The 15,974-nt window shown below is 31.9% G+C and carries 21 protein-coding genes; 19 read left to right on the top strand and 2 right to left on the bottom strand.

What is annotated here, in order from left to right; translation table 11 throughout:
- Nucleotides 1-5 precede the first annotated feature (5 nt).
- A complete protein-coding gene (locus FF125_RS04790) occupies nt 6-236 on the top strand; it encodes a ferredoxin (protein ID WP_138948710.1) in 231 nt (76 codons plus the stop codon).
- A gap of 1 nt (nt 237) precedes the next feature.
- Here the strand turns inward: FF125_RS04790 and FF125_RS04795 are convergent, their stop codons facing one another.
- On the bottom strand, nt 238-429 hold the full coding sequence (locus FF125_RS04795) for a hypothetical protein (protein WP_117881340.1): 192 nt from the start codon (nt 427-429) through the stop codon (nt 238-240).
- 38 nt (nt 430-467) lie between these two features.
- Between FF125_RS04795 and FF125_RS04800 the strand changes: the two genes are divergently transcribed.
- Entirely contained in the window at nt 468-857 is a 390-nt protein-coding gene (locus FF125_RS04800) for a pyrophosphohydrolase domain-containing protein (RefSeq protein WP_117881338.1), read from the top strand.
- Between the two features lie 88 nt (nt 858-945).
- On the opposite strand, the gene FF125_RS04805 is transcribed toward FF125_RS04800, so the two are convergent.
- Entirely contained in the window at nt 946-2,016 is a 1,071-nt protein-coding gene (locus FF125_RS04805; protein ID WP_138948711.1) for a branched-chain amino acid aminotransferase, read from the bottom strand.
- 85 nt (nt 2,017-2,101) lie between these two features.
- Between FF125_RS04805 and FF125_RS04810 the strand changes: the two genes are divergently transcribed.
- The 17 genes from FF125_RS04810 (at nt 2,102) to FF125_RS04890 (ending at nt 15,971) form a co-directional block, all read left to right on the top strand.
- Nucleotides 2,102-2,596 carry a DUF4920 domain-containing protein gene (locus tag FF125_RS04810; RefSeq protein WP_138948712.1) on the top strand — a complete coding sequence of 165 codons (495 nt, stop codon included), beginning with the start codon at nt 2,102-2,104 and terminating at the stop codon, nt 2,594-2,596.
- A 117-nt stretch (nt 2,597-2,713) separates the two neighbouring features.
- Nucleotides 2,714-3,073 carry a hypothetical protein gene (locus tag FF125_RS04815; RefSeq protein WP_138948713.1) on the top strand — a complete coding sequence of 120 codons (360 nt, stop codon included), beginning with the start codon at nt 2,714-2,716 and terminating at the stop codon, nt 3,071-3,073.
- Between the two features lies 1 nt (nt 3,074).
- Nucleotides 3,075-3,740 carry a tRNA (5-methylaminomethyl-2-thiouridine)(34)-methyltransferase MnmD gene (mnmD, locus tag FF125_RS04820; RefSeq protein WP_138948714.1) on the top strand — a complete coding sequence of 222 codons (666 nt, stop codon included), beginning with the start codon at nt 3,075-3,077 and terminating at the stop codon, nt 3,738-3,740.
- A 56-nt stretch (nt 3,741-3,796) separates the two neighbouring features.
- Nucleotides 3,797-4,408: a DUF4230 domain-containing protein gene (locus FF125_RS04825; protein ID WP_138948715.1), complete on the top strand. Its 612-nt coding sequence runs from the start codon at nt 3,797-3,799 to the stop codon at nt 4,406-4,408.
- Nucleotides 4,409-4,629: 221 nt separating this feature from the next.
- Nucleotides 4,630-6,246 (top strand): OmpA family protein, encoded by a 1,617-nt coding sequence (locus FF125_RS04830; RefSeq protein ID WP_138948716.1) that lies wholly within the window; start codon nt 4,630-4,632, stop codon nt 6,244-6,246.
- Nucleotides 6,247-6,447: 201 nt separating this feature from the next.
- The gene (locus tag FF125_RS04835) at nt 6,448-7,800 is read left to right on the top strand and encodes a DEAD/DEAH box helicase (protein ID WP_138952411.1); all 1,353 of its coding nucleotides are present in this window, start codon (nt 6,448-6,450) and stop codon (nt 7,798-7,800) included.
- A 53-nt stretch (nt 7,801-7,853) separates the two neighbouring features.
- On the top strand, nt 7,854-8,432 hold the full coding sequence (locus tag FF125_RS04840) for an RNA polymerase sigma factor (RefSeq protein ID WP_138948717.1): 579 nt from the start codon (nt 7,854-7,856) through the stop codon (nt 8,430-8,432).
- Between the two features lie 48 nt (nt 8,433-8,480).
- Nucleotides 8,481-8,792, top strand: a complete 312-nt coding sequence (locus tag FF125_RS04845; RefSeq protein ID WP_138948718.1) for a hypothetical protein — start codon at nt 8,481-8,483, stop codon at nt 8,790-8,792.
- A gap of 2 nt (nt 8,793-8,794) precedes the next feature.
- Nucleotides 8,795-9,265 carry a Spy/CpxP family protein refolding chaperone gene (locus tag FF125_RS04850; RefSeq protein WP_138948719.1) on the top strand — a complete coding sequence of 157 codons (471 nt, stop codon included), beginning with the start codon at nt 8,795-8,797 and terminating at the stop codon, nt 9,263-9,265.
- Nucleotides 9,266-9,409: 144 nt separating this feature from the next.
- Nucleotides 9,410-9,697 carry an EF-hand domain-containing protein gene (locus FF125_RS04855; protein ID WP_138948720.1) on the top strand — a complete coding sequence of 96 codons (288 nt, stop codon included), beginning with the start codon at nt 9,410-9,412 and terminating at the stop codon, nt 9,695-9,697.
- 43 nt (nt 9,698-9,740) lie between these two features.
- Nucleotides 9,741-11,165, top strand: coding sequence for a CotH kinase family protein (locus tag FF125_RS04860; RefSeq protein WP_138948721.1), 1,425 nt, complete (start codon nt 9,741-9,743; stop codon nt 11,163-11,165).
- 105 nt (nt 11,166-11,270) lie between these two features.
- A complete protein-coding gene (locus tag FF125_RS04865; RefSeq protein ID WP_138948722.1) occupies nt 11,271-12,020 on the top strand; it encodes a hypothetical protein in 750 nt (249 codons plus the stop codon).
- A gap of 114 nt (nt 12,021-12,134) precedes the next feature.
- Nucleotides 12,135-12,632, top strand: coding sequence for an EF-hand domain-containing protein (locus FF125_RS04870; RefSeq protein ID WP_175418869.1), 498 nt, complete (start codon nt 12,135-12,137; stop codon nt 12,630-12,632).
- Nucleotides 12,633-12,647: 15 nt separating this feature from the next.
- Complete coding sequence (locus FF125_RS04875; RefSeq protein ID WP_138948724.1) at nt 12,648-13,781, top strand: YHYH protein; 1,134 nt, start codon at nt 12,648-12,650, stop codon at nt 13,779-13,781.
- Between the two features lie 68 nt (nt 13,782-13,849).
- Nucleotides 13,850-14,605, top strand: coding sequence for a YHYH protein (locus tag FF125_RS04880; protein ID WP_138948725.1), 756 nt, complete (start codon nt 13,850-13,852; stop codon nt 14,603-14,605).
- A gap of 1 nt (nt 14,606) precedes the next feature.
- On the top strand, nt 14,607-15,254 hold the full coding sequence (locus FF125_RS04885) for a toxin-antitoxin system YwqK family antitoxin (RefSeq protein ID WP_138948726.1): 648 nt from the start codon (nt 14,607-14,609) through the stop codon (nt 15,252-15,254).
- A 36-nt stretch (nt 15,255-15,290) separates the two neighbouring features.
- Nucleotides 15,291-15,971 carry an SCO family protein gene (locus tag FF125_RS04890; protein WP_138948727.1) on the top strand — a complete coding sequence of 227 codons (681 nt, stop codon included), beginning with the start codon at nt 15,291-15,293 and terminating at the stop codon, nt 15,969-15,971.
- Nucleotides 15,972-15,974 lie beyond the last annotated feature (3 nt).

Here is a 15,974-nt window from a genome sequence, read left to right on the forward strand (position 1 = left end):
AGGTTATGGTAATTGTAACGCTTCAAAGAGCTAAATGTATAGGATGTAATTATTGTGTGGAGCTGGCTCCTAGTCAGTTTCAGATGTCAAAAAAAGACGGAAAATCAGTATTGCTTCAGGGTGTAGAGAAAAAAGGCTTTTTTACGTTAAAGTCGCCAGACCATTCTATTTTTGAACGTAATATAAAGGCAAAAGAAGCCTGTCCGGTTAAGATTATTTCGGTAAAGGAGATATAATCTAATTACCGTGTAACATAAAAGTTAATACACCAAAAATAGCAATTACAGCAATTATTGCAAACCCCACAACCCAAACATTTTTATAATAGAGTTTATGAAGTTTTAAGTCTTTTCTATAGCTCCATGCTATAAAAATGATAAAAGCTATTGCAAATAATATCCCAAAAACAGCTTGTCCTTTACTAAACATTTTTCTCTTATATTTATCCCTACAAAAATAGAACAATAATGCAAGATAAAATAAAAGCTGTCAAAGAATTTCACGAAGCCTTTGGTTTAGGGGTTGAACATAAACCAATAGCCAACTTATCGCCAGATAAAATAAAACTGCGTTTTAACTTAATGGACGAAGAGAATAATGAATATTTAGAAGCTGCTGAAAGTAACGATTTAGTGGAGGTGGCAGATGCCTTGGGCGATATGTTGTACATATTATGTGGAACCATTATAGAACACGGTATGCAACATAAAATTGAAGAAGTATTTAATGAAATACAACGCAGTAATATGAGTAAATTGGGCGAAGATGGAAAGCCTATTTATCGTGAAGATGGTAAGGTTTTAAAAGGTCCAAATTATTTTAAACCGAATATCGCAGAAATTTTAGATAAAAAGTAAAACCGATTTTAAATCTAATATGTAAATAAAAAAGGGTAAAATTTCTGTTCCATAGAAATTTTACCCTTTTTATATTTTGTTCTAATCTCTATTTGACAAGATACCTCCAGCCAAATTTGTCTTCAGATCTATTATACTGAATGTCCGTAATGCGTTTTTTAAACCGTGCCGCATAGCTGTTTTCAATTTCTGGTAATTCATAGTCTTTTCCTCTATGACCAAACAATGAAATTGGCGAAATAACAGCAGCTGTTCCCGCTCCAAACATTTCTTTTAACGTTCCGTTTTTAGAAGCTTCAGTTAATTCAGAAACGGTAAATTTTCGTACTTCAACAGGTATGCCTTCGTCTTCTGCTATTTTTAAGATGCTTTTTCTAGTAATACCATCTAAGATTCTGTCGCTAGTTGGGCTCGTAATTAAAGTATCTCCAATTCTAACAAAAATGTTCATGGCACCAGCTTCTTCAATAAACTCATGCGTATTGTCATCGGTCCAAATTACCTGATGGTAACCTTTTTCAACGGCTAATTGTGTAGGGTAAAACTGACCCGCATAATTTCCTCCAGCTTTTGCAAAACCAACACCGCCATTTGCAGAACGAGAATATTTTTCTTCAATTAATACTTTTACATTTCCTGCAAAATAAGCTCCAGAAGGTGCACAAGCTATCATAAACTTGTATTCAGTTGATGGTGAAGCATGCAATCCGGCACCAGTAGCAAAAATAAATGGTCTAATATATAATGAGCTTCCTGGTGTTTGAGGAATCCAGTCTTTTTCAATTTTTAATAAGGTCTCTAGCCCTTCCATAAAATAATTTTCAGGAAATGCAGGCATTGCCAATCGCTCAGAAGATATGTTTATTCGTTTTTGATTTTCTAAAGGTCTAAATAACCAGATCTGATCTTTCTCATCCTTATAGGCTTTCATACCTTCAAACACTGATTGCCCATAATGGAAAATTTTTGCTGCAGGGTCTAAGCTAATATTCTGATAAGGTATAATTTGAGGTGTTTGCCATTTTCCGTCTTTATAATCGCAAACGAACATATGATCAGAAAAAGTTTGACCAAATGGTAAATTGTTAAAATCAACTTGTGGAAGTTTAGATTTTTTAGTTTTTTCTATGTTCATATTTAAAGTAGTTGCTGTACTCATAACGCTCTATTTAGGTAACAAAAGTAGCGATTCTTGCCTAAAATTAAGTTTAAAACTATATTTTTGTATAAAAATTATACACATTATGCGAAAATTAGTATTGTTGACATGTTTTTTGGCTATGGTAGCCTGTAAAGAGGAGAAAAAAGAAGGTGATGATAAAGAGCAAGCAAAGATTGAATACGCTTCTTTTGGAGAAAAAATTACAGACGAAAATGTTATTTCAAAAGAAGAAATGGCAGCAAAGTTTGAAAACCTTAAAGCGGGAGATACCGTTGCTGTAAAATTTGCATCAAATATTAATGAAGTTTGTAAAGCAAAAGGGTGTTGGATGAAATTGGATTTAGGTGATGCTAAAGAATCTATGGTTCGTTTTAAAGACTATGGCTTTTTTGTGCCTTTAGATGCTGATAAAAAAGATGTTATTGTAAATGGTAGGGCTTATGTTACAGAGACCTCAGTAGAAGAATTACAACATTTTGCGAAAGATGCTGGTAAAACAGAAGAAGAAATTGCAAAAATTACGGAGCCAAAATTCACTTATGCTTTCGAAGCTGATGGTGTTTTGTTAAAACCCTAATTAAGTTTATAGGTTTAACTACTTATTCTTATTTTAATGTTCAAATTAATAATGCATAAATCGTTCTGTTTTTTGTTTACCGTTTTTTTGTTTGCGGCATGCAGTAAACCAGTAAAAATGGAAAAAGTAGAACCTGAAATGAAAATGTATCAACCATCTGAAATGGCGTTGTTAATGCGACAAATGTATGAGTTTAATAAGTTGACAAAGGCTCAAATTATAAATAGTAAGAAGTTGTCAGCGTTTCCAGAAGAGTTTGTGAACATTCATAACGCTATAATGACAGATCCAGATGAACGCGATTCTGAATTTGATAGTTTGGCAGTTCAATTTGTGAAATTTCAAAAAGCAACATATTCAACAAAATCTGATTCTACGGCTTATTACTTTAATCAATCGGTAAATAGTTGTATTGCCTGTCATCAAACACGATGTACAGGTCCCATTCCTAAGATAAAGAAACTTATAATCAATTAGTTTGAAGAGAGAAATTATGATTACCTCAGATGGGTCTACAACAATCCATTTGCCAGATTGGAATGAGCAATACCATTCAAAACACGGGGCTATTCAGGAAGCCTATCACGTATTTATTGATAAGGGGTTTAATGAAATTGCTTTAACGGAAAATATTTCCATTTTAGAAATTGGTTTTGGAACCGGCTTAAACGCTTTTATTACCTATTTAGAATCGAAAAAATCGATACGCAACATAGATTATGTTGGAGTTGAAGCTTATCCTGTTGAAAATGAAGATATTAATAAGTTGAATTATGTTACTGAATTAAAAGTTGAAAATGAAAGACCCATTTTTGATGAAATGCATACAATCGCTTGGGAAAAGGAACATCAGCTATCAACTAAATTTAGTTTAACGAAAAGAGAACAGTTTTTTGACGCTATTGATGATGTAAATCGTTTTAATTTAGTCTATTACGATGCCTTTGGAGCAAGAGTACAACCAGAGCATTGGACGGCAAAAATGTTTCAGAAAATGTATAATGCTCTAAAGATAAATGGGATTTTGGTAACGTATGCTGCTAAAGGAAGTGTACGAAGAGCAATGCAAGAAGTTGGTTTTGTGGTAGAAAGGTTGCCTGGCCCTCCAGGTAAAAGAGAAATGTTGAGAGCTATCAAAAAATAAGCCGATTTTCAATATTCGATGCAGTTAATACTGCGGTCAAAAAATTAAAATAGTGTATGGATTTTATATTAGGAGTACTTATTGGAATACTATTTTTGGGAATAGTTGTGTTGTTATTTAGTAAACGATTTTTTAAAAATAAATCGGAAGAGCAATCTGTTGTGCTATTAGAAAAAATAAGAAATGTATCTAAAATGATCACGGTAGAAGGTGATTTTTCTGAAATTATGCATTTTGAAGATGTCAAAGGGGTGCTGTTGAACTTGGTAAATAGTAAAAAGAAGGCCATTGTACTTGCCAATGCTAAGGTGTTAATTGGGTTTGATATGAAAAAAATTCGGTTACAATCAAAGCCTGAAAAGAAAAAATTAATTCTTGAACATTTTCCCGAACCAGAAATCTTGAGTATTGAAACTGATATTCAATACTACGATGTAAAGCATGGTTATTTTAATAAGTTTGCGGCAAAAGATTTAAGTGACCTTAATAAAAAAGTAAAAATCAATATTGAAAATAAAATTCCAGAAAGTGAACTGCTAGTATCTGCAACCTCTAAAGCACTTGAGACTGTTAAAATTATAGAGCAAATGGTAAGTACTTTTGGCTGGAAATTGGATTATAATGGGCTGGAATTTAAAGAAAAAGTCAAAATTGAAGAAAAATTATAGAAAATTATAATAAAAATAATATCCTTTAAGTCTTTTATTACAAGTCTTTTACGACAATTTTAGTTCTAATTTAACAAAAGGTAACCATGATATAATATGTGTTAAATTTTATTTGTTAAATTTGTTTTTTGAAATCTGACTCTTTTTTAGAATTTATCCCCTAAAAATTCAGTACTTATAATTGTGGAATTATAAAATATACTTACAAGAAAAAAAAAGATATGAAAAAAATAATTACCTTAAGTTTATTGCTTTGCTCCTTCTTAATGATGGCACAATCAACGCCTGGAAAACACAGTATTAAGTTATTAAAAGTTAATACAAAAAATTCAGATTTTGGACTTAATTTTTATGGTAAAGACCGTGTAGTTTTTGCCTCTCCTACTGAGAAAGTAGCAATTATTCGAAGAAATTGGGATGGAAATGACCAACCTTATTTAGATTTATTTGTTGGTGATATTGACAGTACAGGTCAAATTATTAACAAAAAGAGTTTACGTGGAGATGTAAACCGAAAGCAACATGAAGCTTCTGTAACGTTTACAAAGGATTTAAAAACAGTTTATTTTTCTGCAAATAATTATGACGCAAAAGGAAAGTCTGTAAAAAGTTCAAAAGGAATTGATAATATTCAACTCTACAAGGCATCAGTAGGTGCAGATGGAGCTTGGACAGATGTTAAAAAATTAGATTTTAATTCTGATGAATTTCAAACAGGTTTGCCAAGTTTAACTGTAGATGAGAAAAAATTATATTTTGTTTCGGACAGACCGGGGTCTATAGGTAAAACCGACATTTGGGTAGTTGATGTTAATGAAGATGGCACCTATAGCGAACCTGAAAATTTAGGGTCAGAAGTCAATACGGAAGAACGTGAAATGTTTCCACATATAGATGGAGATAATGTGTTATACTTCTCTTCAAATGGACATGCAGGTTTCGGTAACTTAGATTTGTTTGCTAGTAAAATCTATGACCATACGATATCTGAACCAATTAATTTAGGGGAGCCATTAAATAGTCCTAAAGATGATTTCGCTTATATCTTAAGAGATGAAACACAGGGTTATTTTTCATCAAATAGAAAAGAAGGAAAAGGTGATGATGATATTTATTCTTTTAAAGTTGATGAAAAACTTTTTATAGAATGTTTGCAAACGGTTAAAGGTGTTGTGAGAGATAAAGTAACACAAGAGTTATTGCCGGGTGCTTTAGTATCTATTTTAGATAGTGATGGTAATCAATTACAAATTACTGCCGCAACAGAAGATACCGCGGCGTATACTTTTGATGTACCTTGTGATAGTGAGTATACTTTAGTCACTGTGAACGATGGTTATTTAAAATTAGACTTAGAAGTAAGTACTGTTAATGATTTAAATGCTCCAGCAATAGTACAGAATGTTGATTTAGAGCCTGAATTTAAATTAGTAGGTGATGAGGTGTTAGTAAATATTAACGTTATTTATTTCGACTTTGATAAGCACAATATTCGTAAAGATGCGGCAGAAGAATTAGATAAAGTTGTTGAGGTATTAAATAAATACCCAGATTTAAGAATTCATTCAGCTTCACATACGGATTCTAGAGGTCCTAAAGGATACAACCAAAAACTATCTGAACGTAGAGCGAAATCTACTGTAGAGTATATGATAGCAAAAGGGATTGATCCAAGTAGACTTACTTATGAAGGCTTAGGAGAATCTCAGTTGACTAATAAATGTGCTGATGGGGTTAACTGTTCTAGTGCAGAGCATCAATTAAATAGACGTACTAACTTTACTGTTGAAAAAGAGGAGATAGAAGAAACGGAAATAGAAGAAACAGTAATAGAATAGATAAATAAACTAATAATTTTAAAAAGCCATCCCAACTAATGGGATGGCTTTTTTAATGTACCAAGGTGAAAATATATAGGCAATATATTTTTTGTTATCGTATCTTTAGGTAGACTATTGTTTGATCTAGAAACTTATCTTAAAAAAAGAAAGTAGTCAAGATGGTCTCAATACCTTACTTTTGCATAAAATTTTATAATGATGGAAACTTTTGATGATTTTAAGATTTCTAAACAGTTAGGATATGCTATTGATGATTTGGGGTTTACAACGCCAACTCCTATACAATCTGAGGCATTTCCTGTTATCGCTTCAGGTAAAAATGTTATAGGAATTGCTCAAACAGGTACGGGTAAGACGTTGGCTTACATGCTGCCTATTTTGCAACAACTTAAATTTTCTGAAGAAAAACATCCAAGAGTATTAGTGTTAGTGCCTACGCGAGAATTGGTTGTTCAAGTTGTTGAGGAGATTAATAAGTTTGGAAAATACCTTAACAATAGAGTTATAGGTCTTTATGGAGGAACTAATATCAATACGCAAAAAGCGATGTTAGATCAAGGCTATGATATAATCGTTGCCACACCTGGCCGCTTATATGATTTGGTGTTGAGTAGAGCATTACAGTTAAAATCTATAAAAAAATTAGTGATAGATGAAGTTGATGTTATGCTTGATTTGGGGTTCCGGTTTCAGTTGACTAATTTGTTTGATTTATTACCAGTCAATCGCCAAAACATAATGTTTTCTGCAACAATGACAGATGATGTTGACCAGCTAATTACTGACTTTTTTGTTGCCCCAGTAAAAATAACGGTGGCGTTAAGTGGAACACCACTTGAAAATATTACTCAAAGTTGCTACTTGGTTCCTAATTTTTACACCAAGGCAAATTTGCTAATGGATTTATTAAAAGACGTTACAACTTTTAAAAAAGTACTGGTCTTCGTTTCTAATAAAAGAAATGCAGATAGATTATTTGAAGAGTTGGACGAAACGTACAACAACGATCTTTGTATCATTCATTCTAATAAAACTCAAAATTATAGATTACGGTCTATGAAACAGTTTGATCAAGGTGTCAATAGAATATTAGTCACAACAGATGTTATGGCACGTGGTCTTGATTTAAATGAAATCTCTCATGTAATCAATTTTGATACACCTAATTTTCCTGAAAATTATATGCACCGAATTGGTAGAACTGGACGTGCAGAAAAAAAGGGAGAAAGTATTTTATTTTATACGGAAAGAGAGAGGGAATATAAAAACGCCATAGAAGATTTAATGCAGATGAAGATTGAAGAAATTCCATTTCCTGAAAGCATAGAGATCTCCAAAAGGTTAATACCTGCAGAACAACCAAAAACGGACGAGCCTAAAAATCAGCTGAAAAAAAGAGATGAAACATTAGGGTCAGGTTTTCACGAAAAGTCAGAGAAAAATAAAAAAACCAATCAAGGCGGGTCTTATCAATATAAGATTGCAGCAAAATACAAAAAGCCAAAAACCAGAGGTGATAAGAATTATAATAAACGTAATAAAAAGAAGTAAACTACCAGTAAAATTCATTTATTAATTAAGACTTATTTTTTAACATTTACGTATTGCAAGAGGAGCAGTTTATAGAAGAGTTACGGCAAGGCAAACAGCATGCTTTTAGTCAATTAATTGATGACTATCAGCAAAAGGTGTTTTCAACTTGTATCTCCTTTGTGCCTAATAAAGAAGATGCTGAAGATATTGCACAAGAGGTTTTTGTTGAGGTTTTTAATTCTATAAGTAGCTTTAAAGGAAATTCTAAATTATCCACTTGGATATATCGAATAGCAACCAATAAATCTTTGGAATTTATTAGAAAAAAAAGTACCAAAAAACGTTTTGCGTTTTTGCAATCTATTATGGGAAATGATATTCCTGCTGATAGTACCAAATATTTTACAGAAATGAACCATCCGGGAATTTTGTTGGAAAATAAGGAGAAAAGTGAAACACTTTTTAAAGCTATAAATCAATTACCGGAAGCTCAGAAGGTGGTGTTCACACTTAGTAAAGTGGACGGATTGAGCTATCAAGAAATTAGCGATATTACAGAAAAAAGTTTATCTTCTGTAGAGTCTTTACTCTTTCGAGTAAAGAAAAAATTACAAGAAATATTAGAAATTTATTATAAAAACAATAAATGACGCAAGTTTTTATAAATTATAGCATCTAAATTAGTAGAATTAAAAGTCATGGAAACAAATAAGAACATACAACATAAAATAGAGCGTACGCTAGAGGCGATGGACACTATTGAAACAGTTAATGTGTCTCCCTTTTTTAAAGGTAAAACCATGAATCGATTGTTCGCCGAGAAGGAAGAACAGCAAACAATTTGGTCTTGGTTTACACCTAACTTACAATTGGCTACTTTGGTCTGCATAATTGTTTTAAATATTGTTGCTTTTACGAAGTTGAAAGAAACAAAATATGATGAAAATGTGAGTCAGTTTGCTGAAACTTATGGATTATCAACCAATACCACAACCTCGTTATTAAATTAATCATGAAGAAAAATTTACTATTATACATTCTACTCGTATTTTTAATCGTAGTCAATGGATTCTTTTTATTCAATTATTTAGGAAGACCTGGTGCAAAAGGACCAAAAGGGCCAGATGACTTTATAGTGAAACAATTAAAATTTGATGAATCTCAAATGGACCAATTTAAAACGATAAGTGATGCACATCGTAGAAAAATGAACACTATTTCTGGTGACATAAAAAAACAAAAAGACGTTCTATTTAGTAAAATTTCAACAGAGACATTAAATAAGCAGGAAATTGATTCCGTTACATCGCTTATAGGTATGAAACAGTATCAATTAGAAACTGAGGTGTTTTATAATTTAAGAGCCATCCATGAATTATGCAATGACGAGCAAAAAAAACGATTTAATGATATTATTAAAAATGCACGTCATGGAGGTGGTAATCCAAATCAAATGCCTCCTCCTCCAGCTAAAAATGATTAATAGCATCGTTATTGTTTCACGAAATAATTTCAAGGACCCTCAAAATACTGAGGGTCTTTTTTTTTGCATTTTTTTAACATTTGAGCCCACAAGTTATTTTTGAATTAAACATCTAAAGTTATATAACATTTAAAAATAATACATATGAAAAGTAGTACAATTAAATCAATAGTAATAGTTTTTGGATTAACATTATTTATTTCTACAAGTTCGTTTGGTCAATCAGGTAACAAACAGGAAAGAAAGAAGCCACCAACATTTAGTGAACTGATTAAACAGATGGATACCAACGAAGACGGTAAACTTTCTAAAGAGGAAGTTAAAGGACCTTTAAAAGATGAATTTTCGACTATAGATACTGATGAGGATGGTTTTATTTCAGAAAAAGAATTTGAAAAAGCACCAAAACCAAAAAGAAGAGAAAGAAAATAATTTGAAGAAATAAAAAGAATTTAAATATTAACAAATCAGACAGATGAAGAAAATTAAACAGAATGTCAATATGCTTTTTATGGCATTAATTTTTAGTGCTATAATCGTATCCTTTAATTCTTGTAGTGATGATGCCATTGCAGAAGATGAAGAAGAAATAGTTGAAGTTGACGATAGCGATTTTATTGCAACGGATTGGACAACAGAGACACATACCAAAGATGTAGACCCAAACTTTAATGAAGTATTTGAAGATGAAGCTGTAAAGCGAATTGATATTGTAATTTCAGAAACACGATGGCAAAGTATGTTAGATGATATGACAAGTCTTTATGGCACTTTTGGTGGGGGCAATAGACCAGGAGGGGTTTCATCTGATGTGGATGAGAATCCAATTTTTGTCCCAGCAGAAGTGTTTTATAATGGACTAGAATGGTATAGAGTAGGTGTGCGTTTTAAAGGGAATTCAAGTTTGCAAACGAGTTGGCAATCGGGTATTTTAAAACTATCTTTTAAACTTGATTTTGACGAATATGAAGATGATTATCCCCAAATCGATAACCAACGTTTCTACGGCTTTAAAAAATTAAGTCTTAAAAATAATTTCGATGATAAATCAATGTTGCGTGAAAAGGTAGCGACCGATGTATTTAGAAATGCTGGGTTAGTGGCATCTCACACGGCATTTTATACGGTTTATGTAGATCATGGTGATGGACCACAGTATTTTGGGCTTTACACGATGGTTGAAGAAGTTGATGACACCGTTTTAGATGATCAGTTTTCAGATGATGACGGTAATTTATATAAACCAGATGGTGACGCAGCAAGTTTTGCGGCAGGTTCATATGACGAAGATGAATATGTAAAGAAAAATAATGAAGACGAAGCTGATTTTTCTGATGTAAAAAATTTATTAGACATTCTGAATGATGGTTCAAGAACTTCTGATGCTGTTGCTTGGAGATCAGATTTGGATGCTGTTTTAGATACCGATGTGTTTCTTAAATATTTAGCCGTAAATACGGTGGTACAAAATTGGGACACTTATGGAAGGATGACGCATAATTATTTTTTATATAACAATCCTGAAACTAGTAAATTAACATGGATTCCTTGGGATAATAATGAAGCATTGCAAACCGGTAAACAAGGTGGTGCATTACCTTTAGATTTTTCAGGGTTAAATGCTTCAGAATGGCCATTAATTGGGTATTTATATGCAGATGATGTTTATAAAGATAAATATGACACTTATGTGCAAGAAGTTGTTGATGGTGCATTTAACACAAGTACAATTCAATCTTTATATGGAACCTATTCTGCTTTAATTGAGCCTTTTGCAACTACTGAAGTATCGGGTTATACCTTCCTTAATAGTAGTTCTGAATTTCAGACCGCTGTTAACGAGCTAAATTCACATGTTTCACAAAGAGCATCAGCGGTTAGTAGTTATTTAGATAATTAATATAAAATTTCATTTTGAGTTAGTTTTTGCTAAAAGCTTCGTGAGCAATCACGAAGCTTTTTTTATAAAAACAATATTATTAAAATGATATAAAGAATTTTAGCGATGAGGTTATTTAGAAAAATCAGAAAAAATTTATTGATTTCAGGAAAAATTAAAAGTTATTTGGTTTATGCTTTAGGAGAAATTTTACTGATTGTTATTGGGATATTAATTGCTTGGAAGATAAATAATCTGAATGAAATTAAAAATAATAGGATTGTAGAATTAAAAATATATGAAAGCTTAAATGAAGAGCTTAATTCAAACTTAATACTATTAGATTCATCAATTACTAGATATACTGAAAATGTAAAAGTAATTAAAAACACGATGAGTTATATGGGGCTCAAATATCAAGAACTTACGGATGACGTAAAAGAAGGTATTATTAGTGTCGATTATAAAATAACAAAGTTGCATAACGCTTCCATAAACTCAGTGAATAGCACAAACAAATTTGAGTTTATTGAAAGTGGTTTGTTGAAGGAATTAATTGCCTCCTATCCGAGTGAACTAGATAATTTTGATAATCAGGAAGCAAAAATTCAACATATTGTTATTAATCGTTTACAACCACTGATAGAAGCACATATATCATTAATTGAGATTCTTTCAGGGCGTTATTCTAAACACAATAAAATTCAGACCCTTTCAAAGCAATCTGATTATGATAAATTATTAAATAATAGAGAATTTCAGAATACCTTAATTGATAGGCTTTTACAAACTGAAGTCCAATTAGCAATTGCTAAAAATTTAAAGGATAAAACAAAAACTATAGCTATTAGATTAAATAGGGAGTTAGAAAATTAACAGAGCTATAACCCCACTTGAAGAAAAATATAATTTAGCACAAGTATTTTTGATAAAACACATCTAGATTAATAAACTAACGAATGTAAAACGATGAAAAATTATAATTTAAAAATGACAATCACCATTTTTTCGATGCTATTATGTGCTAGTATTTTCGCACAAGGTCCAGGTGGGCAAAGAGGTAAACGAGGTGGGCAGAATAATGGAGGAAAACCTGATGCATCTCAAATTCTATCAAAATTGGATACAAATAATGATGATAAGATAGATGTTGATGAGGCATCAAAGGATCAAAGAGGTAGAATTTCTCAAGATTTTGATTTAATAGATACGAATAATGATAAATATATTGATTTATCAGAGTTAAAAGCATCTTTAAATGGTAAAGGACCTAAAGGGGAATCAGCAGAGAGAATAATGAAAGAAGTTGATGATAATGCTGATGGTAAATTAAATGCACTTGAAATTGCTGCTAAAGAAAAACTTTTATTGACTAATAATTTTGAAGAAATCGATACGAATGACGACAATGAAATTGATTTAGAAGAATTAAAATATTTCTTATCTAAATCAGATAAAAAGAAGTCAAAAAAAAGAAAGAAACAATAATTTATAATTAAACAAATGGGAAAAATTCATAGTGTAATTACTATTATTCTGACAGGTGTTATAGTAAGTTGTAGTTCGCAGAAAAACACATTTTCAGAGGCAACTGAAACTGTTTCTGTTGGAATGGTACCTCATATTCATAATGATTATTTTGGATCATATGATTTAGAAGATGAAATTTTTGGTACAAAAACTAAAGTTACGTTAACCGCTAATGAGCGTAAAATGGTAACCAATTCTTTACCAAATCATAAAACAGGTCAGTTTCCCAATAAAGGGAATCCAAATACAATTGCAGCACAAAACAAAACCTATACTTTTCCTTTAAGTCCTAAATATATTGGTGAACCTACATGGGTTAGAGAGCCGGGAATAGCCTTAAATGGTGTAAAATTTGAACCTGGAACTGCAGAGGTGGTAGTTTGTGATACAGGAGAAAGCTATCGGGTAGAGGCTTTTCAAGATTTAATTAGTTTAGGTCTTGACTTTAACCATGCACATGTGCAACCTACTGGAGCCTACCATTATCATGGTGCCCCAACATCTGTTATCGAAGATTTTGATACTGGTGAAGATTTGGTACATGTTGGTTTTGCAAAAGATGGGTTTCCTATTTACTTTTCTAAAACAAATGCTTATAAGCCAAGTTATAAATTGTTAGTTGGAGAGCGTGAAGGTGAAGATTGTACCTACACAAACCCTATGAATTCAATAGATGTTTCTGTTGCAGATAAGCATGATGGAACCTATACTTCCGATTTTGAATATGTTGAAGGTGTTGGTGATTTAGATGAATGTAATGGTATAACAATAAATGGAAATTATATGTACATGGTTACTACTGATTTTCCTTATGTGAGTCGTTGTTTAATGGGCGAAATTACGGAAGAAGAACGTCAAGGTCCACCAAGAGGCCAACAACTAGGTGGGCAAGGACAGCGTCCAAGTGCGACACAAATACTTAAACAAATGGATGTAAACAATGACGGAAAACTTTCAAAAGAGGAGGTTAAAGGACCATTGTTGGAACAATTTGATCAGGTTGATTCCGATAAAGATGGTTTTGTATCGAAAGAGGAACTTGAAAGTGCAGAAAAAGATGATAAACAAAGGCCAGGGAATAGAAAACGACTAATTAATCAAAATTAATTTTATCCTAACCGCAAGTTTATTTAAGAGAACGCATCTAAAAAGAAAACAAAACTAAAATATAACAAATGAGAAAATTTTTAAAAAATAGTGTAGCATTTATAATTTTAATAGTATCTATCACCTTTATTGCTTGTAATAACGACGATGATATCAATGGGGAATCTTCAGATACATCTTTAACTGAATTACCAGCTGAATTTGCTGCATTTAATTCTGATGCAGTTAGTGCATATTTATCTGACGGAGGTACAACTATTACCATTGAAACAACGGGATTGCCAAATCATAAAACTGTTTATTGGGGAGAAGGTAATTCACTTTATATGGAAGAGGAAGGTGTAGAAGTTACACCGTCAATAATGTCAAGTAATAATAATGCGACTACCATAACGGTAGATGCCACACCGAATTTAACTGGAAATACAGTTGCAACACAATTAAATACCGTTGGAATTGCGGTAAGTGGAGCTTCAATTTTTAATGATTCAGAAGGAAATGGACCCTTAAGTCAAGCGGCAGCAAGTTTAGATTGGACGGGTGCACATATTGGACCAGGTGTTTATCATTACCACTTAGAACCGATAGCATTTAGTAATGACGATGATAAGCTGAATGGTATTTTGTTAGATGGTGTATTTATATATGGAAGAAAATGTAATTCTACGGGTACCTATCCAACAGATTTAGATAGTTCAGGAGGTCATACCACTACAACTCAATATTCAGAAGGCGTGGAGGAATATCACTATCATATCATAAATGAAATCTATTCAAATACAGAGTCTTATATCTTATTTGCAGGACCTTATCAAGGATATTAATATGAAAAGCACTAGTTTATTTTTAGTACTATTTTCAATAGTTATTTTGAGTTGTAAAAGCACTTCAGAAGAAAATGTCAGTGCACTAGTTGAAGTTGAAACGATTTCAGACATAGAAGTGACTAAAAATAAACTGGTCCTTAATGGTAATGAAGGTAACTGGTATTACAATAATAATCTTTTTAATGGTTTTTTAGTAAGCTATGGTTCGAATGGAAATTTAGAACAAAAGGTTGGGTTTTTGAATGGGAAAAAAGAAGGTGTTGCTAAAATTTGGTTTCCAAGCGGTCAATTAAAGGTAGAATCTAATTACCGTAAAAATAAATTGGTAGGTAGTTATAGGGCTTGGTGGAAAAATGGGGTATTGGCTTCAGAATCAAATTATGAAAATGGAAAATTGCATGGTGTCGATAAGCGTTGGTATGATTCTGGTCAATTGGCAAAGCAAATGCACTATACTAATGGGAAGCAAGAGGGAATGCAACAAGCTTGGCTTAAAAACGGTAAAATATATGTCAATTATGAAGCCAAAAATGGCCGAATTTTTGGAATGAAAAAAGCAAATTTATGTTACCAATTAGAAGATGAGGTTGTCATAACAGATGCCAGAAGCGAATCCATTTTTGGTGACGCTAAAAAGAAAGAATAATGCAAGGTTAGATTCTTCAATATAATATATGCATACATGAAATATTTAATGATCTTTTTTCTTGTTATCACGATTGGTTGTAAAGACGAGGTGAAAAAAGAAAACATAAAAGTAATTGAAACGAGTAGGGTGGACTATTTACCTTATTATAATGAGGAATCATTTACACCGAACTGGTTAACACCTAATACAGATGAAGAGCAAGCATTTCATAAAATACCCGATTTTGAATTAATCAATCAATTGGGAGATACCGTTACACAAAAAACCTTTGAAAATAAAATTTACATTGCAGATTTCTTTTTTACAAGTTGTCCAGGTATTTGTCCAAAAATGACAAGTAATATGGTCAAACTGCAAGAAGAGTTTAAGCAAGATAAAGAAATATTATTTTTATCGCATTCAGTTACACCAACTATTGATTCTGTGGCTGAGCTAAAAAAATATGCAGAAAAACATGGTGTCATAGATAATAAATGGCATTTAGTTACTGGTGACAAAACAGCTATTTATAACCTTGGCAGAAATCAATATTTTGTTGAAAATGATTTAGGAGTACCTAAAAACATAGATGATTTTTTACATTCAGAAAATTTTCTTTTAATTGATAAAAACAAACATATTAGAGGCATTTACAATGGACTAAATAGAGCTTCTTTAGCTCAGTTAGTTACAGATGTAAAAGCTTTAAAAGATGAAAATAGTCATTTGAACTAATCC

The organism is Aureibaculum algae, from assembly GCF_006065315.1.
Lineage (GTDB): Bacteria > Bacteroidota > Bacteroidia > Flavobacteriales > Flavobacteriaceae > Aureibaculum > Aureibaculum algae.